Source organism: Rhodococcus sp. PvR044 (assembly GCF_040548995.1).
Classification (GTDB): domain Bacteria; phylum Actinomycetota; class Actinomycetes; order Mycobacteriales; family Mycobacteriaceae; genus Rhodococcus_G; species Rhodococcus_G oryzae.
The window spans coordinates 204,480-228,397 of sequence record NZ_JBEPSX010000010.1; the positions used below are offsets into that span (position 1 = coordinate 204,480).

Consider the following 23,918-nt stretch of genomic DNA (forward strand, 5'->3'; position numbering starts at 1 on the left):
GCACAGCTACTCTCGGCGACAGCCCTTCGAAGGCGCCGGTTGAACCAGCGCACGAACCGGAAGGGATGACCGAGCGCGCGCAGGAGGCATGGCCGTGATGGACCCGATTGACCGGCTCAGGGACGAGATCGCTCGGCGTGGGTTGCTGACGGACCCACTCGCCCACGACGGGATCGTCGTCGGGACCGCACTGTTGCGTGCTGCCGGGACCGACGTCACGGTGAACGTCGATCCCGAGCTCGATGAGCGGTCCGGCCTGGACACCGGTGCGCTCCTTTCTGCTGTCGAACGACTGCTCACGATCTCGACCACACAGTGGGGTCAGGTGGTCGACTCGATCGCCGAGGAGATCGAGGACGCGGTCGGCGATCAGAGCCTGATCGAAGCGACCGACCTGCGCAATGATCTGACCCTCAGGTCCGTGGCCGTCTTGCACGACGCTGTCCTGCTGTCCTTCCTCGCGCCGAAGCAGTTCCCCGACAGCTGGATCCGGGCCCAGCTCGACGAGGATCTCGTCGTCGAGGATGTCTTCGTGGATGAGATGGACGACGACCATGAGGTCGTTGAGTTCGAGTCGCTCGACGACCTCATGGACCACCTGAGTTCGGCCGACGACCGCTAGTCGCGTGATCCGGGCCACAATCGGGGCGGAAAAGCAACCCCTATCGCGATAGTTGGACGTCCGATAACCTGACGTCCATGAGTCTCGATCCGCGCACCAACACCGTCGACGGCGTGCTCCGCCGCTCGGCCGCCAAGTTCCCCGATCGCACCGCGCTGACCTTCGACGGTCGCAGCCGCAGCTACCGCGACCTCGACGACGCGGTGACCCGCGCCGCCGGCTACCTGCTGGCGCTCGGACTCGAGCCGGGCGACCGCGTCGCCGCGTACGGCACCAACTCCGACGCGTACGTCATCGGCTTCCTCGCCTGCGCCCGCGCGGGCCTGGTGCACGTGCCGGTCAACTACGCCCTCAAGGGCGAGGAGCTGAGCTACCTGGTGTCGCAGTCCGGGGCGCGGGCGGTGCTCGTCGACCCGGCGCTCGAGGGCACGCTTGCCTCGGTGCGCGAGAACCTGGCGATCGAGCACGTGCTGCCGCTGCGCGACGCGGACGGCTCACTGCTCGAGCTCAGCGGCGCCGGCGAGGTGCCGGCACTGGAGCCGCAGGCCGCCTCGACCGATCTGGTGCAGCTGCTCTACACCTCGGGCACCACGTCGAAGCCCAAGGGCGCCATGATGACCCACGGTGCGCTCGTGCACGAGTACGTCTCGTCCGTGATCGCGCTCGGCCTGAGCGCCGAGGACAACCCGCTGATCTGCATGCCGCTATACCACTCCGCCGGCATGCACGTCTTCGCGATCCCCTACCTGTCCGTGGGCGCGACCGTGAATCTGATGGCGGCGCCGGACATCCCGGAGATCCTGCGCCGGATCGAGGCCGAGAAGATCGGCTCGCTGTTCCTCGCGCCGACCGTGTGGGTGCCCCTGGCGAACCACCCGGACCTCGAGACCCGCGACCTGTCCTCGCTGACAAAGGCCCAGTACGGCGCATCGATCATGCCGGTCACCGTGCTGAACCGGCTGCGCGAGCGCTACCCGAACCTCGGCTTCTACAACTGCTTCGGGCAGTCCGAGATCGGCCCGCTCGCGACGGTGCTGCAGCCCGAGGAGCACGAGGCCCGGCCGTCCGCGTGCGGACGCGCGGTGTTCTTCGTCGAGACCCGGGTGGTCGACGCCGAGGGCAACGACGTGCCCGACGGCGAGTCCGGCGAGGTGCTGTACCGATCGCCGCAGCTGTGCCAGGGCTACTGGGAGAACCCGGAGGCGACGGCGGAGGCGTTCCGCGACGGCTGGTTCCACTCCGGCGACCTCGTCACCCGCGACGCCGAGGGCTTCATCACCGTGGTCGACCGCATCAAGGACGTCATCAACACCGGCGGCATCCTGGTCGCCTCCCGCGAGGTCGAGGACGCCGTCTACACCCACCCGGCGGTCGCGGAGGTCGCGGTGATCGGCACCCCCGACGAGAAGTGGATCGAGGCGATCACCGCCGTCGTGGTGCTGCGCGAGGACCACGAGCCGGTGACGGCCGAGGCCCTGATCGGGCACGTGAAGGAGCGGATCGCGCCGTTCAAGGTGCCGAAGAACATCCAGTTCGTCGACGCGCTGCCGCGAAACCAGAGCGGGAAGCTGCTCAAACGGGAGTTGCGGACGGGGGCGTAGGGCTGAACCTCAGCAGACCGCAACGGCGCCCCAACCCTCGGTCGGGGCGCCGTTGCGTGTCCGAAACCTGACACGCCACGTTTCGCGCTTCATTGCGCGGAGGCCGACCTGCGAGCAATGTGGTGGTCGGCGGGTGTACGGACGGAGGTGTCGCCGGTGGACTTTCAGGCCTGGTGGGACTTTGTGTTCGCGCGACGCAGCCAACTGGTCACCGATTCCTACCTCCATGTGAGCGCGGTCGTGCAGTCGATCGTGATCGCGACGATCATCGCCGTCGGCATCGGCATCATGGTTTACCGCAGCCCGATCGGATCCGCGGTGGCCACCGGACTGGCCAGCACCATCCTCACCGTGCCCTCGTTCGCGTTGTTGGGTCTGCTCATCCCGATTCTCGGCCTCGGCGTGCGCCCGACCGTCACCGCACTGGTGCTCTACGGCCTACTGCCGATCATCCGCAACACCATCATCGGTCTCGCCTCGGTCGACCCGGCCATCACCGACGCCGCGCGTGGGGTCGGGATGAACCGCCTTCGCGTGCTCGGGCGGATCGAGATGCCGCTGGCCTGGCCCTCGATCCTGGCCGGCATCCGGGTGAGCACCCAGATGCTGATGGGCATCCTGGCGATCGCCGCCTACGCCAAAGGCCCGGGCCTCGGCAACCTCATCTTCTCGGGCCTGTCCCGCGTGGGCAGCCCGACCGCGGTTCCGCAGGCACTGACCGGCACCGTGCTCATCGTCGTCCTGGCACTGGTCCTGGACGGGCTCTACGTCCTGCTCGGCCGACTCACCACCTCGAGGGGGATCCGGTGACCGACACCGCATCGCGCAAGGGCACCGCCGCGCACCACGACCACACCCACGGGGTCGAGATCGTCCTCGACGACGTGGTCAAGCGCTACCCCGGGCAGGTGGACGCCGCGGTCGACCACGTCTCGATGACGATCCCCGCCGGCGAGACCGTGGTGTTCGTCGGACCCTCCGGGTGCGGGAAGACCACCACCATGCGGATGATCAACCGGCTGATCGAGCCGTCGTCGGGACGGATCACCATCGGCGGCAAGGACGCGCTGTCGATCGACCCCGACCAACTGCGCCGCGGCATCGGCTACTCCATCCAGCAGGCGGGTCTGTTCCCGCACCTGACGGTCGCCAAGAACGTCGCGACCGTGCCCGGCCTGATCGGGTGGGACCGCAAACGCATCGCCGAACGCACCGACGAGATGCTCGACCTCGTCGGCCTCGACCCCGACACCTACCGGGACCGGTATCCGCGACAGCTGTCCGGCGGTCAGCAGCAGCGGGTCGGGGTGGCCCGCGCGCTGGCGGCGGACCCACCGGTGCTGCTGATGGACGAGCCGTTCGGCGCCGTCGACCCGATCACCCGGGGCCTGTTGCAGGACGAGTTGATGCGACTGCAGTCCGAGCTCGGCAAGACCATCGTCTTCGTCACTCACGACTTCAACGAGGCCGTCAAGCTCGGCGACCGAATTGCGGTGCTGGGCAGCCAGTCTCACATCATGCAGTACGACACCCCGGAGGCGATCCTGGCGAACCCCGCCAACGACATGGTCGCCGGGTTCGTCGGGGCCGACGCCTCCCTCAAGCAACTGACCCTGAGCCGGGTCCGGGACGTGCGGCTGATCGAATGCCCGACCGCCCACGAGGACGGTTCCGTCGACGAGATGCGCCGGGCCCTGCTCGCCCGCCGACGGCAGTGGGGCCTGATCCTCGACGCCCGCAACCGCCCGGTCCGCTGGGTCTCCCCCGCGCACCTGGCCACCGTGGACTCGCTGCGCGACGTGGGTGATCCGGTCGGCGAGATCCTTTCGGTGCAGTCCACGCTGCAGGACGCCCTCGAGGCCCTGCTCGCAGAGTCCAGCGCGTCCACGGTCGTGACCGGACGTCGCGGCGAGTACGTCGGCCTCATCACCATCGACACCCTGGTGGAGAACCTGCGCCAGCTGCGCGACGAGCACGCGGACGACCACGACGACCTTTCCGACCCGGGCCCCAGCGCGCTCGACGAGCCCGCTGAGGCGCAGCGCGCTCCCGAGGAGCTGGCCCCGTGAGCACCGAGACGTCCCCGCGGGGCTCCGCGCCGGGCGCGGGCGTCGCCGCCACCGATGTGGCCGTCGTCGACCACACCGCGGCCGCCGACCGCCGCGCCGAACGGATGCGCCTGCTCGCCCAGCCGGTGCTGGTTCTCCTGCTGACCGGTGGGGTCCTGGCGTGGGCGTTCAGCCGCGACCTGAACGCCACCCAGCAGGCCAGCATCAGCGTGGCCAATCTGGCGACCCTGACCTGGCAGCACGTGCTGATCACGGTCGCCGTCGTGGTGATCGTGGTGGCAGTGGCGGTACCCCTGGGCACGCTGCTCACCCGGCCGGGCTGGACCCGGCTGGCGCCGGTGTTCGTCGGCATCGCGAACATCGGTGCCGCCGCCCCGGCCATCGGCCTGTTGGTGCTCTTCTACCTCGCCACCCGCACCACCGGGTTCTGGATCGGGGTACTGCCGATCGCCTTCTACTCACTACTTCCGGTGCTGCGCAACACGATCCTCGGCTACCAGCAGGTGGATCCCATGCTGATCGACGCGGGCCGCGGCCAGGGCATGTCGGCGCGCACGGTGCTCCGCCGCGTCGAGTTCCCGATGGCGGTGCCGTACATCCTGGCCGGCCTGCGCACCTCGCTGGTGCTGGCGGTCGGCACGGCCACCCTGTGTTTCCTGGTCAGCGCCGGCGGGCTCGGCGTCCTGATCGACACGGGGTACAAGTTGCGCGACAACGTGACCCTGGTGGTGGGTGCCGTACTCGCGGTCTCGCTGGCCCTGCTCGTCGACTGGCTCGGCGCCCTCGCCGAGGTCTACCTCGGCCCGAAGGGATTGCGTTGACATGGCCGGACGCCGGAAGCCCCTGCTGCGTAAGGTCGCAGCGTTCGCGATGGTCGCGGCGACTGCCGTCACGCTGGCCTCCTGTGGGCTCGAGTCCGGCGGCGCGCTGCCCCTCAAGGTCGGCCCGGGCAGCATCACTCCTGTCCCCGAGCTCGAGGGTGTCCCGATCACGGTGGGCTCCAAGGACTTCACCGAGCAGATCATCCTCGGGTACATCATCGAGTTCGCCTTGTCCGCGGCCGGCGCGGACATCCGCGACCTCACCAACATCCAGGGCTCCAATAGCACCCGCGACGCGCAGGTCCACGGCCAGATCGACCTCACCTACGAGTACACCGGCACCGGCTGGATCAACTACCTGGGCCACGAGCACCCGATCCCCGACCCCACCGCACAGTTCGAGGCGGTGCGCGACGAGGACCTCACCCGTAACGGACTGGTGTGGACCGACCCCGCGCCGATGAACAACACCTACGCCCTGGCCACCAGCCGAGCCACCGCGGAAGCCACCGGGGTGCGGACGCTCTCCGAGTACGCGGATCTGGTCAAGCGTGACCCGGCCGCGGCGACCACCTGCGTCGAGACCGAGTTCAACGTCCGCCAGGACGGCTATCCAGGTATGGCCGCGGCCTACGACTTCGATCCGGCCAAGGCGCAGAAGCAGATCCTGCAGACGGGCATCATCTACCAGGCCACCGCGGACGGCACCCAGTGCAAGTTCGGCGAGGTGTTCACCACCGACGGCCGGATCATCGCGCTGGACCTGGTCCTGCTCGACGACGACCGCTCCTTCTTCCCGAAATACAATCCGGCACTGATCATGCGTGAGGGATTCGCGCAGGAGCACCCGCAGGTCGCGGAGGTGATGGCGCCAGTATCCGCGGAGCTGACCGACGAAGAGATCACCGAGCTGAACCGCCGCGTCGACGTCGACGGCCAGGAGCCGGCCGACGTGGCCCGAGCGTGGTTGGTGGACAAGGGTTTCGTCACGGCTGCCGACTGACCCGCCTACTTGGTATGGAACCGGATCTCGTGGATCTCGACATCGGACAGGTTCGGGATCACATCGCCGTAGATCGCCCGAATACTGCGGGCATCCTGTAGGAACTCGATCCAGCTCATTCGCCGCTGCTCCAGATTCCGGTCGGGGAGATCGAGACCTCACCCGGTGCGAAGCTGATGAAGTCTTCGATGTGAATCGCCGACCGCGGCCCAGCCAGTTCGACGAGGATGAGGCCAGGCCGTCCGAGTGCGGGCGCGCGGTGTTCTTCGTCGAGACCCGGATGGTCGACGCCGAGCCGCTCGATCACCTTGAACTCAACGCGCCCCTTCCGATCCAGCATGATCCCCAGCACGTCCGAGACCCCATCGATGAAGTTCGGTCGACTCTTGAGATGTCCCATCCGTTAAGTCACGCACCATCTTCCATCGAGCGTTTGCTAGATCGGGGTACCCCGGTTCCGACCCGGCGGCATGATGAGCAACTCGTCCCGCTCACGGCGCCTGCACTCAGCCGCAAACGACGAGGCAACGGCCGGGTCGGACAAGAAACGCGCGTAGGTTTCGGGGTCGATCTCGTAGTACTCCTCGTAGTCGACCAGTCCGTTGCTCACCGGGATCGACACGTAGCCTCCGCCTGTCACCAGATCGATGCCGACCGAGAATCGCTCGTCGCGCGAGACGTACGTGTCATTGAATCTCATGCTGCTCCTTTGCAACCCGGCCTCGCGCACCTGTTCCTCAGTTGAACATCAGCCGATCCTTCACGGACACTTCGGATCCGATCCCGACCTCGAGGAGTCCCGCCGCATCGTCGTACTCCACCGCGACGCGGAGCACAGCCGAACCAGGTTCCTGAGATACATCGAATCTCGTGGCGCCTTCACGGTAGACATCGACGAGTCGACGACCGTCCGCGATCCAGACGAGCCTGATCGAACGGCCGAGCGGATCGAGGGTCAGGTCGACATGGTCCCCGTCGTCGGACACCGCCCGGAGCGCCAGGACTCCGAGATCCCCGCCACCTTCCAGCAGGGAGATCCGGTCGACCTCCGACAAATCCGAGAGATTCGGGGTCTCGAACTGGCGGTATGACATGTCTCCCCCTCGTACTCGTCAGACGAAAGCCTCCCATCGCCTGGCCGTTCATCCAACCGTTCCGAACTAGGACAATGCCTGCTGCAGGCTGTCGAGTTCCGCTGTGTCGGCATAGATATCTATACCGACCACATGATCGTCGAACGACCCGAAACCCCGAATCAGCAGCCCGCCGGACGGGATGGAGGGCACGAGTTGTGGAACGAGCGTGTTGCCGTCGGCCGACACATCCCGAATCGCGCGGGCCGCGCGCTCCAGTCGGTCGATGTTCTCCGGCGGCGGCAGCACGAGGCAAACGGCCGACCGCGCGCGGCTGACTTCGATCGCGGTACCCAACTGCTCGAGATCTGTCACCAGCAATCCCCCGAACTGCACGTCCGTTCGCCCGGTCTGCCAATCGCGGCGCTCCCCGTGGGGAAGGGCCACGCCCTGGCTTTCCCACTGGCCCCAGAGCGCCTGACGCTCCATCGACAGCCGTCCGGTCCGGCTGTAGGGCCGAAGCGGCGGCGTCATCCCGACAAGCGCGACTCGACTGTTCGCGAAGCTCGACACGGCAGGCCGAAGCACCTCGAATGCCGACGCGACCGCACCCGATATCGAGCGGTCTCCTACCCGAGCAAACTCGATACCGAGCACACCGATGCCCGGATACGCGGATGCGACCGGCGCCAGAATGGGCACTGACTGCGCCGGTTCACGGTTCAGCGTGAAACGGTTGCCGTTCATTGCAGGGTGCATTCCCCTACGCCTCATTCCTGCCGGATTTAAGGGATGAGGCCATGACATCCAGGCCCTCGAGCGCGAGCAACCCCTGCCCACGTTGGTCCTCCTGGGAAACCAGAAACCGCACCCGCTCCAGTTCGAACTCGACATCGCGAATCCGATCGGCTACCGGCTTCAACGTGCGATCCAGCCCTCGCCCGCACCTGGCGAGCCTGCCCTGGACTTCGGCCACGTCGATCAGATCTCGTTCGAACTCCCTGATCGCATGCTGGTTGTCGGACAGCAACTGTCGAGACATCAGTCCACCCCCATGGCCATCCCCGTCACCGTACCCAGAGGGCCGGCCAGTCGTCGAACTCCGCGACAACCTCTCCGTCGAGAAGCAGTGTGTAGAGCGCGTCCGCCGGGAAATCGCCCAGCCGAATCGACAGCGTCTGGCCATCCAGTCTTGCGCGGTGTGGCTCGCGCGGGTCTCCGGTTGCCTCCCAGTGTATGCGCTGGTCCAGCTGTCCCACAGCCGTCATGGCAGCTCCCGATAGAGTTTCAGTAGTCCCTCGCTGAAGTACTCGACCTTCGCCCCACCAGGTGTCTCGGCCACGATGTCCCTAGCGAGTTCGCGCCCCTCCGAATCCAGCGAGGCGATCACCGACCGGATCTCCTCGGCGGCGCGTTCCGGCATCGTCAGCGCGATGATTTGCTGGTATTGCTCGTTCCAGTCCTCGATCCGCTGACTCAGCGCCTCGGACAATCCCAGTTCGGCCGCGGTTGACCGCCCCGCCTGCGGATCAACCAGGGACGGTTCGAGATAGTCGGCAGACAGTCTCAGGTATCTCATGCCACTCCTCCTCCCAGACCGGCACTCTGGTGAGCTGAGATCTTGCGAATCGCGATCCACCGCGCCACCATCTTCAGACGCGACGCGCCAATGCAGGCAACCTCATACCCCGAGCCCGGGGCCTCGTCGACGTGGAGGCTCGCCCGTCGCTCGGTACCCCAACCGCTCAACTCAACGCCTCGCACCTCGGAGAAGTGCAGTTCGATCTGCACCGTATTCGCTTGCTGCTCGACCCACTTCGGTGGCGGGTTCAGTGGATAGTCGGCCAGGTCGAGCCGCAGAATGACCGAACTCCCCCGCGTGTCGAACCGGATCTCGTGGACCTCGACTTCGGACAGGTTCGGGATCACATCGCCGTAGATCGCCCGAACACTGCGGGCGTCCTGCAAGAATTCGATCCAGCTCATTCGCCGCTGCTCCAGATTCCGGTCGGGTAGATCGTGACGTCACGCGGTGCAAAACTGATGAAGTCTCCGATTCGAATCGTCGGCCGCTGCCCGACCATTTCGACAAGGATGATTCCGAGCCGAACATCTAGCGCAACAACATCATCCGCCTCCAGAGCCTTGATCTGCCCGCTCACGGCAAGAACTCCGCTGCTCTCCGACACTTCGGCAACACCGCACTTGATGATCACAACGCTCCCCCACGGAACCGGGTCTGCGATCTCCAACTCGACATCCAACGCCCATCCGGCTTTTGCACGGACTCGCCCTGCCAGGTGGAGTTCAGGGCGATCACACGTGCCTCCTCAACGGTCGGGGAAGTGAGGTGACGACACACCCGAGCACCTCGGCGATCGCCGAATCGAACCAGAGGATGACCGCCCGCCCAGCGACCGCGGGCATCGCCATCCACACGGTTTCGCAGTCGGCGTTCTCGAGCCCGGACAGGAGATCTTGCGTTCCATGAACGACGGCCCCGGACTTCAACTCGCGGCGCCACCTTCGCTCGTAGATCGTGACCGCCACCTGCCGGTCGGTTTCGTGAACCTCGACGTGTTGATCTGCAGGCCCGACGCCCGCGAGCAAGCCATCGGCGATATCAACCGCTGTTCGGTCGAGGCTCGACTGAGCGAGCAGTCTTCTTATCTCCGTGATCGACACCGTCGTGACCGAGTCCGTCATCGACGCGGCCCCTCTTCGACATACTGTTGCGCCAACAGGCCGAGCATGAAGGTGCACGCGACCTCCTCGGAGTCAAAGCTCACGTCATCCCACCTCGAGCCTCGCTCGGAAAAGAACACGAGCCACTGGTCGCCTTCCTGCAGAAGGCAGAGCCTGTTCTCGACTTCGCGACCGATTGAATAATCACGCTCACCGAATCCGAGTCGCTCGAGATAGCCGTCCAGTCGTCGAACGTTGATCCGCACTGCCCACCCGCTTCCCGAAGTGTCCCGGCTCAACTCACAGAGCGCACGTGATTTGGACGCACGGACGGTTCGATCGGTTCCATCACCACCGAAGACGGGTGCAGGGCGACTCACAACCGAAGCTCGACCCCATCAGGACCGGCGCAGGCCCGGGCTCACTCCCGCCCGGCGCCGAGCAGCCGGTGGGCGCACAGCCCGACGTACAGCTCGGCGGCGTGCACCGGGTCGGAGAAGTCGCGGCCGGTCAGCTCCTGGATCCGGCGCAGCCGGTACAGCACGGTGTTGCGGTGATAGTGCAGCTCCGCCGCCGCGGCCGTCGTCGATCCGCGGGCGGCGAACCAGGCCTCGAGGGTCGTCAGCAGGTTGCGCTGTTCGTCGGCGGGCAGGGCCAGCACCGGCCCCAGGACCTGACGGGCGGCGAGCTGTCCGGCGTCCGGCTGACGGATCACCAGCAGCGGCACCGGGACCGCGTCGTAGCGCGTCGGGGCGCCCGCGCCGTCGGGCGCGCAGCTCCTGGCCTGCCGGGCCTGCTCCACCGCCGCCCCGATGCCGCCCGGTCGGGCGAACCCGCGGCTCACCCCGACGGGTCCGCCGCCGATCTCGCCCAGCGCGGCGAGTGCCGCGTCCAGCGCCGCCTCCGTCGGCGCCCACAGCAGGCCGAGGCGACCGTCCACCTCGGTGTCCCACACCGAGTCGACGCCGACCCCGCCCAGCCGCGATCGCAGCGCGTCCGCCGACGGACAGGACTCCGAATCCCGCACGGACACAACCAGAAAGGATCCTCGATCGGGGATCCGGAACGCCCGCACCGCATCCGCGACACCCGCCGGGTTGAGGGCATGGTTCGCGAACAGGATCCGGATCAGCCGCCGCCTCGCCTCGGCGTCCTCCCTGGCCCTCGTGTCGGCCGCCTTCCGATAGGCGTCGGCCGCGGCGTCGGAATAGACATCGACCAGCGCCCAGACCTGCTCGGCCATGTCCAGCAGCCAGCGACTGGCGCGACCGTCCGACCGCGCCATCAGCTCCTCCCAGATCAGCCGCCCGCCGAGCCGGAACGCGTGCAGCAGCGCGGCCAGCGACACTCCCCGTTCCGCCTTCATCCGCCCGGCCGCGCGGGCCGACTCGAGCCGGATCGGTGCGGTGCCGTCGAGGTTGCCGAGCATCGAGGAGAGGTTGTCCCAGCACGCGGACCGCAGTTGCTCCGGCGTCAGCAGCGAGGCGTCGGCGTAGTCCTGCTCGGCGGCCACGATGCGAGCGACCAATTCGTCGGCGAGCGCGTCCACCGAGGCGCGCATGTCGTGCAGCAGCTCGGCGGGCGTGGGTGGAGCGATTTCGGGGCTGACGACCATCGCCCCAGGGTAGCCGCCGGTGAGTGATCCACGCCATAGTAATTTGTGCGGTCGCACAACCGGCTGGTCGACATCGACGCCCTCCGCCTATGGCGCACGGCACCGGATGGGACGAGGATCACACATAGAAGATCCGACGAGTCGAAGATCCGACGAGTCCGGCCCCGCCCGACTCGAATCGAACGGAGTTGTCCCGTGTCTGATCACGACCCCGCCAGCACCCACCCGGCCATCGATCAGGCCCTGGCCGACCTCGTCGAGGGCGAGAAGGCCTGGGCGGGCCTGTCCCTTGGCCATAGGCGCCAACTGCTCGACCAGGTCCGCGACCTCACGGCGGCGCACGCGGCCGAATGGGTGGCGGCGGCGGTGCAGATCAAGCGACTCGACCCCGATTCCCCCCTGGTCGGCGAGGAGTGGATCTCCGGACCGTACTCCGTGGCCACCGCCGCGACGGTGCTGTCGGACAGCCTCGAGAAGCTGGAATCCGGCACCAGTCCGCTGACCGACGCCACCTTCGGCACCGCCCCCGGCGGCCGCACCACCGTGCGGGCCCTGCCGATGAACGTCTTCGACAAGCTGCTGCTGAGCGGGTTCAGCGCCGACGTGTGGCTGCAGCCGGGCGTCGATCGTGCGACGGCACAGCGCGAGGCGGGCCTCGCCCAGCTCGATCCGACCCGGACGCAGGGCGTCGGGGTGGTCCTGGGCGCGGGCAACATCACCTCGATCGCGCCGCTCGACACCCTGTACGAACTGTTCGCGCACAACCGCGTCGTCGCGCTCAAGCTCAACCCGATCATGGACCGGATGCTGCCGGTGTTCACGAAGGTGCTCGAGCCGTTCATCGCGATCGGTGCGGTCCGGATCCTGACCGGCGGCGCCGACGTCGGCACCTACCTGACCCGGCACCGGCTCGTCGACCACGTGCACATGACGGGCAGCGCGCTCACCCACGACGCGATCGTCTTCGGCACCGGTGAGGAGGGCGCGCGCCGCAAGGCGGCCGGCGAGCCGGTCCTCGACAAAGGCATGACCAGCGAGCTGGGCGGGGTGTCGCCGACCATCGTGCTGCCCGGCACCTGGAGCCGCGCCGACATCGAGTTCCAGGCCGAGCACATCGCCACGCAGCGCCTGCACAACGGCGGCTACAACTGCATCGCCTCGCAGGTGGTCGTGCTGTCCTCGCGGTGGCCGCAACGCGACGAGTTCGTCGCCGCGCTGCGCGCCGCCGTCGACCGCGCCCCCGCCCGGCCGGCGTACTACCCGGGCAGCGACGACCGGGTCGCCTCGGCCGAGCGGTCCTACCCGAAGGCAGAGCGCCTGGGCCAGAAGGGCGGCCGGGTGCTGGTGTCGGGCCTGCAGCCCGACGAGTTCGCCCCGCTGCTGCAGACCGAGTACTTCGGGCCGGTGCTCGGGGTGATCGAGCTGCCGCACGACGGCGAGCAGTTCGCGACCCGCGCCGCCGACGTGGTCAACGAGCAGTTCGTCGGGACGCTCGGGGTCAACATCATCGCAGAGCCCGGCACCATCGACTCGATGGGGGCGCGCTTCGACGCGCTGCTCGAATCGCTGCGGTACGGCACGATCGCGATCAACGCATGGACCGGGGTCGGGTACCTCACCCCCGCGGCGACCTGGGGCGCGTTCCCCGGCCACACCCTCAGCGACGTGCAGAGCGGCATCGGCGTGGTGCACAACGCGCTGCTGATCGACCGGCCCGAGCGCACCGTGGTGCGCGGGCCGTTCCGGCCGTCCCCGCGGTCGCTGATGCACCGGGAGTGGTCGATCTCACCGAAGCCGCCGTGGTTCGTCACCAACCGGACCGCGGCAGGCACCGGGCGGCGGCTGACCGAGTTCGCGGGCAAGCCATCGTGGACGAAGCTGCCCGCAATCTTCGCCTCGGCGCTGCGCGGCTAAGACCGACGGTTCCGCACCCGCGGCGAGAGCCGCCTCCCCCCAACACTTCCCGATGTGGAGATGAACGCATGTCCAGTCATCGTCAGTCGCCGACTACGTCATCGTCGGCGCGGGATCGTCCGGCGCCGCGCTGGCCGGCCGGCTCAGCTCCGACCCGCGCACCGAGGTCGTCCTCCTCGAGGCAGGTCCGCCGGACAAGGACAAGTACATCCACATTCCCGCGGCCTTCTCCAAGCTGTTCCGCAGCGAGGTCGACTGGGACTACCTGACCGAGCCGCAGCCCGGACTCGGCGGCCGCAGCATCTACTGGCCGCGAAGGAAGACGCTCGGCGGTTCCTCGTCGATGAACGCCATGATGTGGGTGCGCGGCTTCGCCGCCGACTACGACGAGTGGGCCGAACTCGCCGACGACTCCTGGTCCTTCGGCAAGGTGGTGGAGTACTTCCGCCGGATCGAGAACGTGGAAGGCGCCGCCACCGACGACGCCGGCACCACCGGCCCGCTGACGGTGAGCCGGCAGCGCTCCCCCCGACCGCTCACCGGCGCCTACCTGGAGGCGGCGCGGGAGACGGGAATCCCGGTGGAGCGCGCGAACACCGCTCAGCCCGAGGGCTTCTTGCAGACGATGGTCACCCAGAAGCGCGGCGCCCGCTGGAGCACGGCCGACGCCTACCTCGCGCCCGCGCGCAAGCGCGCCAACCTGACTGTGCTCACCGAGGCCGCCGCGACCCGGGTGCTGTTCGAGGGATCGGCCGCCGTCGGGGTCGAGTACGTGCAGGGCGGCGCGGTCCGCACGGTCCGCGCCCGCAAGGAGGTGGTGCTCGCCGGCGGCACGATCAACACCCCGCAGCTGCTGATGCTGTCCGGCATCGGCGACGAGCAGCAGCTGCGCGCACGGCATCGCCGTGCGTCACCACCTCCCCGAGGTGGGCCGCAACCTGTCCGACCACCTGGTGTCGATGCTCGGCTACCGCGTCGAAGCGGATACCCTCTTCGCCGCCGAGAAGCTCCCCGAGCTCGCCAACTACCTGGCCCGGCGCCGCGGGATGCTCACCTCGAATGTCGGCGAGGCGTACGGGTTCACCCGCAGCCGTGAGGATCTCGCGCTGCCTGACCTGGAAATGATCTTCGCGCCCGCCCCGTTCTTCGACGAGGGCCTGGTGCCCGGCACCGAGCACGCCGTGATCCTCGGGACGATCCTGCTCAAGCCGGAGAGCCGCGGCGAGATCACGCTGCGGTCGGCGGCGCACGCAGACAAGCCGATCATCGATCCGCGCTACCTCAGCGATGCGGGCGGCGTCGACCGCCGCGCGATGCTCGAGGGCCTGCGGGTGTGCGATTCGCTCGCCTCGGCCCCCGCGCTGAAGTCGCGGCTCGGCGAGATGGTCCGGCCCGCGATGACCTCCCGCCCACCGCTGGAGGAGGTGCTCGAGATCGCCCTCGAGCGCAATTCGCACACCCTCTATCACCCCACCGGAACCTGTCGGATGGGCAGCGACGCGGCCAGCGTCGTCGACCCCCAGTTGCGGGTGCGCGGCGTGGATCGACTGCGCGTGGCGGACGCGTCGATCATGCCGACCATCATCCGCGGCCACACCCACGCGCCGTGCGTGGTGATCGGGGAAAGGGCGGCCGACTTACTCCGGCAGTCGAACTGAGCGGGCCGGGCGTCGATCTCGGGCGCCCGGCAGCGGCTACAGCGACTTCGCGATGATTCCCTTCATCACCTCGTTGGCCCCGGCGTAGATCTTCTGGACGCGGGCGTCCTCGTACATCCGGGCGATCAGGTACTCGCGCATGTAGCCGTAGCCGCCGTAGAGCTGGACGCACCGGTCGATCACCGCACACTGCTGCTCGGTGAGCCAGTACTTGACCATCGCCGCCTCGGACGGGTCCAGCTCACCGCGCAGGTGCGACTGGATGCAGTGGTCGAGGAACACCTCGCAGGTGCGCGCGATGGTCTGGCACTCGGCCAGCTCGAAGGCGGTGTTCTGGAACTCGAAGAGGCTGTGCCCGAACGCCTGCCGCGACTTCGTGTACGCGACGGTCTCCTGCACGGCCCGGTTCATCGCGCCCGACGCCTGCGCGCCGATGATCAGCCGTTCCTGCACCAGCTGCGCCATCAGCTGACCGAAGCCCTGCCCCTCGGCGTCGCCGAGCAGGTTCGACACCGGCACCCGCACGTCGGTGAACGAGAGCTCGGAGGTGTCGGCGCCGTGCTGGCCCACCTTGTCCAGCACCCGCCCGACGACGAATCCCGGGCAGTCGCGCAGGTCGACGATCAGCAGGGACACGCCCTTGGCGCCCGCCTTCGGGTCGGTCTTGACGACAAGCACGATCATGTCGGCGGAGGCGCCGTTGGTGATGAACGTCTTGGAGCCGTTGACGATGTAGTCGTCGCCGTCGCGAATGGCGGTGGTCTTGATGGCCTTGAGGTCCGAGCCGGCGCCGGGCTCGGTCATGCCGATGGCGGTGAGGATCTCCCCGGTCGCCATGCCCGGCAGCCACGTCTTCTTCTGCTCCTCGGAGCCGTACTCGGCGATGTAGTGCGGGACGATGCCGCTGTGCACGGAGATCCCGAGGGCGAGATCGCCGGCGTAGCCCTGGGCCTCGAAGACGGCGAGGTCGTGCGCGAAGGTGCCGCCACCGCCGCCGTACTCCTCCGGGATGGAGCAGCACAGCAGGCCGAGCTCACCTGCCTTGAGCCACACCTCGCGGTCGATGCGGTGCTGGGCGTCCCACTTGTCGTTGTGCGCCACCACCTCCCGCTCGAAGAATCCGGCCGCGAGCTCGGAGAGCGCACGGACCTCGTCGTCGTGCCAGCTGGGGAGGTACTTCTTCACGACGTCGACCGCCTTCTCGGGTGTCCGAACCGGGCCGCGCCTCTCGGCCGGCCGCTACTTGGTGCCAATGCTAACGATGTACGGAGGGACGCCCGGACAGCACCGCCCGACCGGCGTCGGCACCGACACCCTTCCCCAAAACTGCAACACGTTCTAGCATGCAACGATGAGCCTCCTCATCACCGACGACAAGCGCGTCCGGACGATCACCCTCAACCGGCCCGACGCGCTGAACGCGTTCGACGAGGCGCTCTACGACGCCACCACCGAGGCCCTGCGCGCGGCCGCCGAGGACCCCGACGTCGCGGTGCTGCTGCTCACCGGCAGCGGGCGCGCGTTCAGCGCGGGCACGGACCTGCGCGAGATGCACGCCCGCACCACCGATCCCGACTTCCGGCCGGGCAAGCACGGGTTCCCCGGGCTGCTCGACGCGCTTGTCGAGTTCCCCAAGCCGCTGATCTGCGCGGTCAACGGGATCGGGCTCGGCATCGGCGCGACGGTGCTCGGCTTCGCGGACCTGGCCTTCATGTCGACCACCGCCAAGCTCAAGTGCCCGTTCACCGGCCTCGGCGTCGCACCCGAGGCGGCCTCGAGCTACCTGATGCCCCAGCTGGTCGGCAGGCAGAACGCGGCCTGGCTGCTGATGTCCTCGGAGTGGATCGACGCCGCGCAGGCGAAGGAGATGGGACTGGTCTGGCGGGTCTGCGAGCCGGACGAGCTGATGGGCGAGGCCCGCAGGCACGCCGAAGTGCTTGCCGCCAAGCCGATCTCCAGCCTGATCGCGGTCAAGCGCACGATGACCGAGCCGCTGCGGGCCGAGATCGACGCCGCACGCGAGCGGGAGAACGCCTGCTTCCGCGACCTGATGGGCGGCCCCGCCAACATCGAGGCCCTCACCGCGTTCGCGGAGGGCCGCCAGCCGGACTTCACGGCCCTGCCCGCGGGCTGGTGATCGAGCCGAGCCCGACCCTTTGCCCGAGTCCCCCCGCTTCCAGTAGCGTCTGGACATGTGTCTAGTGAAGCCAAGTTCGAATCCACTCGCCGGCGCCTGACCGAGCAGCAGGCCGAGACCGTCGACAAGCTGACCACGGCCGCGGTCGCGGTGCTGCGTGAGCAGGGATTCTCGGGCCTCACCGTCCGCATGGTTGCGGCGGAGGCGGGCGTCGCCGCGGCGACCGCGTACACCTACTTCTCGTCGAAGAGCCACCTCGTCGCGGAGGTGTTCTGGCGGCGCCTGAACGCGGTCCCGCGGGAGGTGCCCACCGACCTCGATCCGGTCGCCCGGGTCTGCCGGGTGCTGCGCGATGTCGCGCTGCTCGTCTCCGACGAGCCCGCCCTGGCGGCGGCGAGCACCACGGCGATCCTGGGCAACGACCCCGACGTCGAGCACCTGCGCCTGCGGATCGGCATGGACATCCGGGGCCGGCTGATCGCCGCCCTCGGCCCGGGGCACGCCCCGGAGGTGCTCGACGCGCTCGAGATCGCGTGGTCCGGGGCGCTGGTCCGCGCGGGCATGGGCTACGAGTCCTACGAGCAGATCGCCGACCGGCTCGAGACCACCGCCAAGCTCATCATGGCGGGGCAGAAGTAGCCCCGCGCCGCTACCAGGCGCTCGCCCCGACCAGCGGCAGGTTCAGGAAGCTGGGCCGCTCTGGCGACAGCTGCACGTGCTGCGGCCGGTTCTGGCCGTCGGCCATCATCGGGCCGAGCGGCAGGTACCGGGGGACGCTGGCGGCATAGACGTCCACCCGCAGCCGGTGCCCCGGCTTGAGCAGCGCGTCAGTGGGCACCAGGTTGATGTCCACCGGCGTCACCTGGCCCGGGATGACGGGCTTGCGCGCGGACACCGTCAGCTTGTGGTGCGGCTCGGCGTAGTCCCCGTTCGCCGACCGCTGGCTCTGCGCCTCGTCGACCTCGCGCAGCGACGCGGTGAGGGCGCCGTTGGTGAGCGTGGTCGAGGTGCCGTCGGGCGCAACGTCATTGAGGGTGACCGCCCAGAAGCCGTCGGGTGCGTCGAGGACCGTCTCCAGGTGCAGGTTCACCGGCCCGGACAGTTCGGTCGGCTCCGCGACCGGGGCGCTGGTGAACGCGAGCCCCTCGGCCTCCTGGAACCGGGAGTCCTTGCTGCACACCGAGCCCAGGATCACGGTCATGCCCGCGGTCCCCTGCGCGCCGTCGCGGGAGCAGAACCCGCGCAGCCCGGGGGCGGCCGTCAGACGCGCCGAACTCTGGGGCGTCGCCGCGACGAGGCTGCCGTCGCGCGCGGCGTGGCCCGCGGTCCCGCTCGGCGCGTCCGAGAGGTACATCCGCTGGTACTCGACGCCCGCACGGGGGAACTGGTCGGTGGTCGTCCAGCCGTTGCCCTGCTGGTACAGCGTGACCGGGCCGTAACGGTCGATGCCGTTGTCGATCCCCTTGAGCCACTTGTCGAACCAGGCCCGCTCGAGGACGTCGAGCCGCGGCGGGGCGCCCGCCTCGCCGAATCCGCCGCCGAAGGTGACGTGGTAGTTGTCGCTCATGATCAGCTGCTTCTGCCCGGCGGGGAGCGGGATCGCGTTGTAGACGCGGGGCTCGCTGTTGGCGAAGATGTCGTGCCAGGCGCCGTAGAGCATGGTGGGCACCGCGATGTTCTCCACGTTGGCCTTCCGCTCCTGATAGAAGGTGCCGTCCTGCGCGACGCCCAGCGTGGTGGGATCGAGATCGTTGACCGTCGGGGCTGTCATCGCCTCGCGGAGTTCGGCGATCAGGGTGAGCGGGTCGCGCAACCGGTCCTGCAGCCACTGCTGGTCGAACCGCCCCTGCACGAGGGACTGCACGTCGGGAATGAGCTTGGTCCCGTTGACGAGCGCGAGCCACAGCGGCATGAAGCCGACGCCGAGTCCGCCTCCGGTTCCGACGATGTCGCGGAGCAGGTCGTTCCCCGGCTCCATGGGGAAGATCGCCTTCAGCGCGGGCGGGCGGTAGCCGGCGGCCTGGAGGGAGTTGATCCCGGAATAGGACACGCCTCCCATGCCGACCTTGCCGTTCGACCACGACTGCTTGCTCATCCAGTCGATGATCTCGACGGAATCCTGCTGCTCACGCGGGCCGAGTGTCTGCCAATCTCCCTGGGAGAACCCGGTGCCACGGGTGTCGACGACCACCTGCGTGTAGCCGCTGCGGATGAGGTCCCGGTTCACGGCGAAGACGCGCATGCCGCCGCCGGTGAGCACCTTCGCGGTCTCGCCGACGCCGTCGAGCGGGGTGCCGGCGAGGTCGTAGGAGCTGACCAGGTCGACGAGGGTGTCCTCGAGTCCGGGCACGGCCATCATCGAGTCGACCAGGTTGCTGATCAGCTTGGTGTACGGCGTCACGTTCAGGATCGACGGCATCTTGGTGTCGATCGGCTTGCCGGACGCGTCCGCGGGGCGGTAGACGTTGGCCTTGAGCACGGTCCCGTCGCCCATCGTGATCGGCACGTCCCAGTCGATCGCGACGACCGGGTACTCCGGCGCGGCGTCGGCGGTGGCCTGCCACTTCGCGCCGTCCGCTCCCCCGCTCGGGTCGGCGGACGCGACGCCGCCCGGCGCGACGGCGAGGCCGATCGCCAGGGCGCCGACCAGGGCCAGCGTTCCGGTCCGCGCGAGCGACCCTCGTCGAGCCATCCGTGTGCGCATCGCTACTCGAACCCCCCATGGATTCTCCGGTGACGCTCGATCGCCCGGGTGGCCGCCGTCACAAACTTACTGGATAGTAACCACCCATATACCCGCCGTCAATACTGAAGTTAACCTCAATTCACCACCGTCGTAAGCACCTATTAGCGTTGCGCGAGAACACAATTCGTTCCCATACCTAGGCCCAGCCGGCTCCCCGCCGCCCGGACTGATGTTCGACCAGCCGCTCGACGAGCGCGATCAACGTCTCACGCTCCCCCGCGCCGAGCGGCGCGAGCAGATCCTCCTGCGCCTCGACCGCCAGGGCCTCCAACCGCCGCTGGTGCCGACTCCCCTCGGGGGTGATCGTGACGACGTTGCGGCGCCGGTCCACCGGATCCGGTTCGCGCACGAGATACCCGCCGCCCTCCAATTCGCCGACCACGGCGGCGATATCGCTGCGATCGAGGCGACAGAGACGGCCGAGCGAGGCCTGACTGAGCGGACCGTTCTCGGCGAGCGCGGACAGCACCGAGTAGTGCCAGCGGTGCGCCCCAACCTCGGCCATCCGCTCATTGAGCAGCCGCTGGGCGTGAATGCCCGCCTGCCCCATCAGCCAGGTCGGCGAGCGTCGCAGCGCGGTCGGCGGGCCGTCATCGATGGACTCCATGCGCACCATCCTAGTAACCGTTGGCGCTACCAACAAGTTCTGTTATCGTTGGCGTCGCCAACGATCAACGCAGGAGGTTCCGATGCCCGACACGACCATCAGCCCGTCCCGGATCGACATCCCGCAGTCCGCGCTCGACGACCTGCGCGACCGGTTGGCCCGCACCCGCTGGCCCGACGAGCTCGACGAGGCCGGCTGGGACTACGGCATCCCGCTCGGCCGGATGCGGGAACTGGCCGACTACTGGCGCGACGGATACGACTGGCGCGCACACGAGGCCGCCCTGAACCGCCACCCGCAGTTCGTCACCGAGATCGACGGCGCCACTATGCATTTCCTGCACGTCCGTTCCCCCGAGCCGGACGCGACGCCGCTGATCCTCACCCACGGCTGGCCGGGCTCGTTCATAGAATTCCTCGACGTCATCGGCCCGCTGTCCGACCCCCGCGCGCACGGCGGCGATCCCGCGGACGCCTTCCACCTGGTGATCCCGTCGATCCCAGGCTTCGGGCCGTCCGGCCCGACCCGCGACCGCGGCTGGGACACCGCCCGCGTCGCCCGCGCCTTCGCCGAGCTGATGAACCGGCTGGGATACGAGCGATACGGCGCACAGGGCGGAGACTGGGGCTCCGGAGTCTCCCAGCAGCTCGCAATCGCGGCGCCCGAGAACGTGATCGGCGTGCACGTCAACTACCTGCCGCACGGACCCGTCGCGACCGAGGGGCTCTCCGACGGCGACGCCGCGCGGGTCGAGGTCATCCGGAACTTCCTCGCCAACAGGCCCGGCTACATGCAGATGCAGGCCACCCGCCCGCAGACCATCGCCTACTCCCTCACCGACTCACCGTCCGGGCAGCTGGCCTGGATCGCCGACAAGGTCAGGGAGTGGACCGACCCGGCGCACCCGCTGCCGGACGACGTGCTGCTGACCGACGTCTCGCTGCACTGGTTCTTCGGCACCGCCGGATCCTCGGCGCGGCTGACGTTCGAGTCCGGCGGACCGCGCGGCGACGGACCGACCGGCGTCGCGCCGCTCGGGATGGCGGTGTTCGCGCACGACATCGTCCGTCCGGTCCGCAGCGTCTCGGAGAAGGCGCACCCGACGCTGGTTCACTGGAGCGAGTTCGACGAAGGCGGGCACTTCGCGGCGCTGGAGGTGCCGGAGTTGCTGGTGGGCGACGTGCGGGCGTTCTTCCGGTGCCTGCGCGGATAGGAACGGCGTCAGGGCCGACGGTGCAGGTACAGCTCGGTGAGCAGGCTGAACACCGCCCGGCCCTGCGCGTCCGCCAGCTGACCGGTCGTGGTCACCAGCCCGCGGCCGCGATCGTCCAGTTCGACCTCGTCGATCACCAGCAGTCCGGTCAGCACGTCACCGGGACGCACGGGGCGCAGGAACCGGACGTCGCGCAGCCCGCGGGCGCCGATCACGCTCCAGTACCGATAGGCGCCGAGAACCGCGAGCCGCTGGTAGACGGCGGTGGTGTGGATCCCGCTGGCGATGAGCCCGCCGAAGTAGCCGTCGGCGGCCGCCGCCGCGTCGAGATGGGAGTCCTGTGGATCCCACACGGTCGAGAAGTCCACCATCTCGGCCTCGCCGACGGTATGCGAGCCGAGATCGATGACGTCGCCGACCATCAGGTCCTCGGCGTACTTCACCTCGTCCATGACGTCCATCGTGCCAGGACGCCGGCCAAATGCCGTCAAACTCGCGATCCCGTCTCACAGTGTCGGACGTGACTGCCACACTGCGCGCAACCGACCGGAGGGGGCATCACGATGCGGGGACTGGTGGCAACGGCTCGAACTCAGGGGCAGCGAGACAACGACTTCGATTTCTGCGTCGAAGGCGAACTCGTGTGGATTGGCCTCGTATGTGCCAGGGACGAAGCCGATCCCGACGGCGGCTGCGGTTGCGGACGGGCATTCAGCGGCCTCAACTCGCACCGCGCCACCACCACTGCCCGAGTGGCCGAACTCGCAGGGTTCACAGGAGACGACTACGTCGAGGCACTCCGATCCGGGCTCGCGCAGGCCGGGTGGCCGCCGAACCTCGCAGGCGAGCTGGCGGGCGACATGCTTGCGATCGCGGCGCACTGGCCGGCGGGAACCGTGATCGAGCGGCGACTCGACCAGTTCCAGGCACGAGGGGCAACCTAGAAGCCTGGGCACGCCCGCTCGCCCGACCATCGGAGCAGGCGAGCGGACACCCAGGCCGTTGCTAGACGCTCGCGACTGACCGGGCCGCCTCCACCGCCTCACCGATCCACGGCACCACCGCGGCGCGCACGTCGACCGGCCTCGACAGCAGCCCGTTGGCGGCCAACAACTCCCCCGCCCGCTGCTGCTCGTCGAGGAACGCCTCGCTGACCCGGTTCAGGCCGAACGGGCGGCCGCGCAGCGCGCGCTCCCAGCGGTCCAGGTCGGCCCGATCGCCGCGGGCGAGGGCATCGTCGACGAAGTACTGCGCGGCCTCGCGCGGGTTGGCCTCGATCCACGCGTCGGACTCCTGCAGGGCCGCGATGACCGCCTCGAGCGCCTCGCGGTTGTTCTCCGCGAAATCCCGGCGGGTGAACCACAGCGACGGGTGGCTGAACAGCGACTCGGTGTCCACGAGGATCTTCAGCTCGTGGGACTTCTCGAGCGCCTCGAGGCCCGGGTAGGCGCCGACCCAGGCGTCCAAGTCGCCGCGCAACAGCGCCTCGGCGCCGTCGTTCACGCCGGTGTCGACCGGTTCGACGTCTGCCCAGCTGAGCCCGGCGGTCTCCAGCGCGAACAACAGCAGCGTGGTCTGCCAGGAGCCGTGCGCGATCCCCACCCTCTTGCCACTCAGGTCCGCGGCCGTCTCGATGCCCGAGCTCGCGAGGGCCACCAGCCGGCCGTTCTCCACGCGGGGGCCGGAGATGCCGATGTAGACCACGTCGTGGCCCTTGGCGAGGGCGGTCAGCGGCGGGGTGAAGCCGGTCCCGATGACGTCGTAGCCACCCTCGGTGAACAGCCAGTCGGAGTGCAGGCTCGGCAGACCGGTCTTGGGATTCACGGCCTCGGCCTCCGGAAGGGCGCGCAGGTCAACCCATTCCACCTCGGGCAGCGCCTTTTCGAGGATGCCGCGGTGACGCAGGACGAACAGGGAGTTGTTGTGCGGGAAGTAGCCGACACGAACGGTCATGTGAAAGTTCTCCTCGAAAAGTGGGTTGGGAAGGCGCGACGCGCCTGTGCGCGGTTGACGAGTGTGGGGACTAGTCAACCGCGCACGGGCGGCGGAGCCGCCTAGATGTACTGCCCAGGCAGGTTGGTTGAGGGATTGCGACGACACGCTGTGACTGGTCGTTGAACAGGGAAGGTCTCCTGTCGTGAAGTGGAAGTTGCT

General features: G+C 68.6%; 28 protein-coding genes and 1 pseudogene. 12 read left to right on the forward strand and 17 right to left on the reverse strand.

The genetic code is table 11. The features are described 5' to 3' along the window. Positions 1-97 precede the first annotated feature (97 nt). The 6 genes from ABIC28_RS21750 to ABIC28_RS21775 all read left to right on the forward strand — a co-directional run bounded on the left by ABIC28_RS21750 (position 98) and on the right by ABIC28_RS21775 (position 6,116). The gene (locus ABIC28_RS21750; protein WP_354580851.1) at positions 98-622 is read left to right on the forward strand and encodes a cytochrome C5; all 525 of its coding nucleotides are present in this window, start codon (positions 98-100) and stop codon (positions 620-622) included. 77 nt (positions 623-699) lie between these two features. Continuing rightward, a complete protein-coding gene (locus tag ABIC28_RS21755; protein ID WP_354580823.1) occupies positions 700-2,223 on the forward strand; it encodes an acyl-CoA synthetase in 1,524 nt (507 codons plus the stop codon). Between the two features lie 117 nt (positions 2,224-2,340). After that, the gene (locus ABIC28_RS21760; RefSeq protein WP_179800705.1) at positions 2,341-3,033 is read left to right on the forward strand and encodes an ABC transporter permease; all 693 of its coding nucleotides are present in this window, start codon (positions 2,341-2,343) and stop codon (positions 3,031-3,033) included. Continuing rightward, entirely contained in the window at positions 3,030-4,292 is a 1,263-nt protein-coding gene (locus ABIC28_RS21765; protein ID WP_354580826.1) for an ABC transporter ATP-binding protein, read from the forward strand. The genes ABIC28_RS21760 and ABIC28_RS21765 overlap by 4 nt, the downstream gene beginning before the upstream one ends. A gap of 104 nt (positions 4,293-4,396) precedes the next feature. Beyond that, positions 4,397-5,113: an ABC transporter permease gene (locus ABIC28_RS21770; RefSeq protein WP_209929042.1), complete on the forward strand. Its 717-nt coding sequence runs from the start codon at positions 4,397-4,399 to the stop codon at positions 5,111-5,113. Positions 5,114-5,162: 49 nt separating this feature from the next. Further along, entirely contained in the window at positions 5,163-6,116 is a 954-nt protein-coding gene (locus ABIC28_RS21775) for a glycine betaine ABC transporter substrate-binding protein (protein ID WP_097214099.1), read from the forward strand. Between the two features lie 115 nt (positions 6,117-6,231). Here the strand turns inward: ABIC28_RS21775 and ABIC28_RS21780 are convergent, their stop codons facing one another. The 12 genes from ABIC28_RS21780 to ABIC28_RS21835 form a co-directional block, all read right to left on the reverse strand. Next, a complete protein-coding gene (locus tag ABIC28_RS21780) occupies positions 6,232-6,516 on the reverse strand; it encodes a hypothetical protein (protein WP_209927125.1) in 285 nt (94 codons plus the stop codon). Between the two features lie 36 nt (positions 6,517-6,552). Beyond that, positions 6,553-6,816: a hypothetical protein gene (locus ABIC28_RS21785; RefSeq protein WP_097214053.1), complete on the reverse strand. Its 264-nt coding sequence runs from the start codon at positions 6,814-6,816 to the stop codon at positions 6,553-6,555. Positions 6,817-6,853: 37 nt separating this feature from the next. Next, on the reverse strand, positions 6,854-7,210 hold the full coding sequence (locus tag ABIC28_RS21790; RefSeq protein ID WP_097214052.1) for a hypothetical protein: 357 nt from the start codon (positions 7,208-7,210) through the stop codon (positions 6,854-6,856). Between the two features lie 66 nt (positions 7,211-7,276). Beyond that, positions 7,277-7,936 carry a hypothetical protein gene (locus tag ABIC28_RS21795; protein ID WP_097214051.1) on the reverse strand — a complete coding sequence of 220 codons (660 nt, stop codon included), beginning with the start codon at positions 7,934-7,936 and terminating at the stop codon, positions 7,277-7,279. Positions 7,937-7,952: 16 nt separating this feature from the next. Continuing rightward, a complete protein-coding gene (locus tag ABIC28_RS21800; RefSeq protein ID WP_209927126.1) occupies positions 7,953-8,231 on the reverse strand; it encodes a hypothetical protein in 279 nt (92 codons plus the stop codon). Positions 8,232-8,256: 25 nt separating this feature from the next. Beyond that, complete coding sequence (locus ABIC28_RS21805; RefSeq protein WP_097214049.1) at positions 8,257-8,457, reverse strand: hypothetical protein; 201 nt, start codon at positions 8,455-8,457, stop codon at positions 8,257-8,259. Continuing rightward, complete coding sequence (locus tag ABIC28_RS21810; protein ID WP_097214048.1) at positions 8,454-8,768, reverse strand: immunity protein CdiI family protein; 315 nt, start codon at positions 8,766-8,768, stop codon at positions 8,454-8,456. Before ABIC28_RS21810 ends, ABIC28_RS21805 begins: the two co-directional genes overlap by 4 nt. After that, positions 8,765-9,175 (reverse strand): Imm50 family immunity protein, encoded by a 411-nt coding sequence (locus tag ABIC28_RS21815; protein ID WP_097214047.1) that lies wholly within the window; start codon positions 9,173-9,175, stop codon positions 8,765-8,767. Before ABIC28_RS21815 ends, ABIC28_RS21810 begins: the two co-directional genes overlap by 4 nt. Beyond that, positions 9,172-9,441: a hypothetical protein gene (locus ABIC28_RS21820; RefSeq protein WP_209927127.1), complete on the reverse strand. Its 270-nt coding sequence runs from the start codon at positions 9,439-9,441 to the stop codon at positions 9,172-9,174. The genes ABIC28_RS21815 and ABIC28_RS21820 overlap by 4 nt, the downstream gene beginning before the upstream one ends. 64 nt (positions 9,442-9,505) lie before the next feature. Further along, the gene (locus tag ABIC28_RS21825; protein WP_209927129.1) at positions 9,506-9,895 is read right to left on the reverse strand and encodes a hypothetical protein; all 390 of its coding nucleotides are present in this window, start codon (positions 9,893-9,895) and stop codon (positions 9,506-9,508) included. After that, a complete protein-coding gene (locus ABIC28_RS21830; protein ID WP_097214044.1) occupies positions 9,892-10,140 on the reverse strand; it encodes a hypothetical protein in 249 nt (82 codons plus the stop codon). Before ABIC28_RS21830 ends, ABIC28_RS21825 begins: the two co-directional genes overlap by 4 nt. A gap of 155 nt (positions 10,141-10,295) precedes the next feature. Continuing rightward, positions 10,296-11,489 (reverse strand): PucR family transcriptional regulator, encoded by a 1,194-nt coding sequence (locus tag ABIC28_RS21835; protein ID WP_209927130.1) that lies wholly within the window; start codon positions 11,487-11,489, stop codon positions 10,296-10,298. Between the two features lie 195 nt (positions 11,490-11,684). Here ABIC28_RS21835 and ABIC28_RS21840 point away from each other — a divergent pair, with 195 nt between their 5' ends. Continuing rightward, the gene (locus ABIC28_RS21840) at positions 11,685-13,403 is read left to right on the forward strand and encodes an aldehyde dehydrogenase family protein (protein ID WP_307861273.1); all 1,719 of its coding nucleotides are present in this window, start codon (positions 11,685-11,687) and stop codon (positions 13,401-13,403) included. A 100-nt stretch (positions 13,404-13,503) separates the two neighbouring features. Then, a pseudogene (locus tag ABIC28_RS21845) lies at positions 13,504-15,061 on the forward strand (GMC family oxidoreductase). Positions 15,062-15,097: 36 nt separating this feature from the next. On the opposite strand, the gene ABIC28_RS21850 reads toward ABIC28_RS21845, so the two are convergent. Next, positions 15,098-16,246 carry an acyl-CoA dehydrogenase family protein gene (locus ABIC28_RS21850; protein WP_097214042.1) on the reverse strand — a complete coding sequence of 383 codons (1,149 nt, stop codon included), beginning with the start codon at positions 16,244-16,246 and terminating at the stop codon, positions 15,098-15,100. 166 nt (positions 16,247-16,412) lie between these two features. On the opposite strand from ABIC28_RS21850, the gene ABIC28_RS21855 reads away from it, so the two are divergent. Together ABIC28_RS21855 and ABIC28_RS21860 are read left to right on the forward strand one after the other, a co-directional pair. Beyond that, entirely contained in the window at positions 16,413-17,198 is a 786-nt protein-coding gene (locus ABIC28_RS21855) for an enoyl-CoA hydratase/isomerase family protein (protein ID WP_097214041.1), read from the forward strand. A 57-nt stretch (positions 17,199-17,255) separates the two neighbouring features. Next, positions 17,256-17,837, forward strand: a complete 582-nt coding sequence (locus tag ABIC28_RS21860; RefSeq protein WP_097214040.1) for a TetR/AcrR family transcriptional regulator — start codon at positions 17,256-17,258, stop codon at positions 17,835-17,837. A 10-nt stretch (positions 17,838-17,847) separates the two neighbouring features. On the opposite strand, the gene ABIC28_RS21865 is transcribed toward ABIC28_RS21860, so the two are convergent. After that, the gene (locus ABIC28_RS21865; RefSeq protein WP_354580834.1) at positions 17,848-19,890 is read right to left on the reverse strand and encodes a CocE/NonD family hydrolase; all 2,043 of its coding nucleotides are present in this window, start codon (positions 19,888-19,890) and stop codon (positions 17,848-17,850) included. Positions 19,891-20,080: 190 nt separating this feature from the next. Further along, complete coding sequence (locus ABIC28_RS21870) at positions 20,081-20,551, reverse strand: MarR family winged helix-turn-helix transcriptional regulator (protein ID WP_209927132.1); 471 nt, start codon at positions 20,549-20,551, stop codon at positions 20,081-20,083. A gap of 82 nt (positions 20,552-20,633) precedes the next feature. Between ABIC28_RS21870 and ABIC28_RS21875 the strand changes: the two genes are divergently transcribed. Next, the gene (locus ABIC28_RS21875) at positions 20,634-21,764 is read left to right on the forward strand and encodes an epoxide hydrolase family protein (RefSeq protein ID WP_209927134.1); all 1,131 of its coding nucleotides are present in this window, start codon (positions 20,634-20,636) and stop codon (positions 21,762-21,764) included. Between the two features lie 8 nt (positions 21,765-21,772). On the opposite strand, the gene ABIC28_RS21880 is transcribed toward ABIC28_RS21875, so the two are convergent. Continuing rightward, positions 21,773-22,225 (reverse strand): MaoC/PaaZ C-terminal domain-containing protein, encoded by a 453-nt coding sequence (locus ABIC28_RS21880; protein ID WP_209927135.1) that lies wholly within the window; start codon positions 22,223-22,225, stop codon positions 21,773-21,775. Between the two features lie 102 nt (positions 22,226-22,327). Here ABIC28_RS21880 and ABIC28_RS27275 point away from each other — a divergent pair, with 102 nt between their 5' ends. Continuing rightward, positions 22,328-22,708 carry a DUF7715 family protein gene (locus tag ABIC28_RS27275; protein WP_136911408.1) on the forward strand — a complete coding sequence of 127 codons (381 nt, stop codon included), beginning with the start codon at positions 22,328-22,330 and terminating at the stop codon, positions 22,706-22,708. Between the two features lie 61 nt (positions 22,709-22,769). Here the strand turns inward: ABIC28_RS27275 and ABIC28_RS21890 are convergent, their stop codons facing one another. Further along, a complete protein-coding gene (locus ABIC28_RS21890; protein ID WP_354580838.1) occupies positions 22,770-23,717 on the reverse strand; it encodes an ABC transporter substrate-binding protein in 948 nt (315 codons plus the stop codon). Positions 23,718-23,918 lie beyond the last annotated feature (201 nt).

Coding starts and splice junctions, on each gene's coding strand:
- ABIC28_RS21750 (WP_354580851.1), top strand. CDS start 98: ATGGACCCGATTGACCGGCTCAGGGACGAGATCGCTCGGCGTGGGTTG.
- ABIC28_RS21755 (WP_354580823.1), top strand. CDS start 700: ATGAGTCTCGATCCGCGCACCAACACCGTCGACGGCGTGCTCCGCCGC.
- ABIC28_RS21760 (WP_179800705.1), top strand. CDS start 2,341: ATGTGGTGGTCGGCGGGTGTACGGACGGAGGTGTCGCCGGTGGACTTT.
- ABIC28_RS21770 (WP_209929042.1), top strand. CDS start 4,397: ATGCGCCTGCTCGCCCAGCCGGTGCTGGTTCTCCTGCTGACCGGTGGG.
- ABIC28_RS21775 (WP_097214099.1), top strand. CDS start 5,163: ATGGTCGCGGCGACTGCCGTCACGCTGGCCTCCTGTGGGCTCGAGTCC.
- ABIC28_RS21780 (WP_209927125.1), bottom strand. CDS start 6,516: ATGGGACATCTCAAGAGTCGACCGAACTTCATCGATGGGGTCTCGGAC.
- ABIC28_RS21785 (WP_097214053.1), bottom strand. CDS start 6,816: ATGAGATTCAATGACACGTACGTCTCGCGCGACGAGCGATTCTCGGTC.
- ABIC28_RS21790 (WP_097214052.1), bottom strand. CDS start 7,210: ATGTCATACCGCCAGTTCGAGACCCCGAATCTCTCGGATTTGTCGGAG.
- ABIC28_RS21795 (WP_097214051.1), bottom strand. CDS start 7,936: ATGAACGGCAACCGTTTCACGCTGAACCGTGAACCGGCGCAGTCAGTG.
- ABIC28_RS21800 (WP_209927126.1), bottom strand. CDS start 8,231: ATGTCTCGACAGTTGCTGTCCGACAACCAGCATGCGATCAGGGAGTTC.
- ABIC28_RS21805 (WP_097214049.1), bottom strand. CDS start 8,457: ATGACGGCTGTGGGACAGCTGGACCAGCGCATACACTGGGAGGCAACC.
- ABIC28_RS21810 (WP_097214048.1), bottom strand. CDS start 8,768: ATGAGATACCTGAGACTGTCTGCCGACTATCTCGAACCGTCCCTGGTT.
- ABIC28_RS21815 (WP_097214047.1), bottom strand. CDS start 9,175: ATGAGCTGGATCGAATTCTTGCAGGACGCCCGCAGTGTTCGGGCGATC.
- ABIC28_RS21825 (WP_209927129.1), bottom strand. CDS start 9,895: ATGACGGACTCGGTCACGACGGTGTCGATCACGGAGATAAGAAGACTG.
- ABIC28_RS21835 (WP_209927130.1), bottom strand. CDS start 11,489: ATGGTCGTCAGCCCCGAAATCGCTCCACCCACGCCCGCCGAGCTGCTG.
- ABIC28_RS21855 (WP_097214041.1), top strand. CDS start 16,413: ATGAGCCTCCTCATCACCGACGACAAGCGCGTCCGGACGATCACCCTC.
- ABIC28_RS21865 (WP_354580834.1), bottom strand. CDS start 19,890: ATGGCTCGACGAGGGTCGCTCGCGCGGACCGGAACGCTGGCCCTGGTC.
- ABIC28_RS21870 (WP_209927132.1), bottom strand. CDS start 20,551: ATGGAGTCCATCGATGACGGCCCGCCGACCGCGCTGCGACGCTCGCCG.
- ABIC28_RS21875 (WP_209927134.1), top strand. CDS start 20,634: ATGCCCGACACGACCATCAGCCCGTCCCGGATCGACATCCCGCAGTCC.
- ABIC28_RS21880 (WP_209927135.1), bottom strand. CDS start 22,225: ATGGACGTCATGGACGAGGTGAAGTACGCCGAGGACCTGATGGTCGGC.
- ABIC28_RS27275 (WP_136911408.1), top strand. CDS start 22,328: ATGCGGGGACTGGTGGCAACGGCTCGAACTCAGGGGCAGCGAGACAAC.
- ABIC28_RS21890 (WP_354580838.1), bottom strand. CDS start 23,717: ATGACCGTTCGTGTCGGCTACTTCCCGCACAACAACTCCCTGTTCGTC.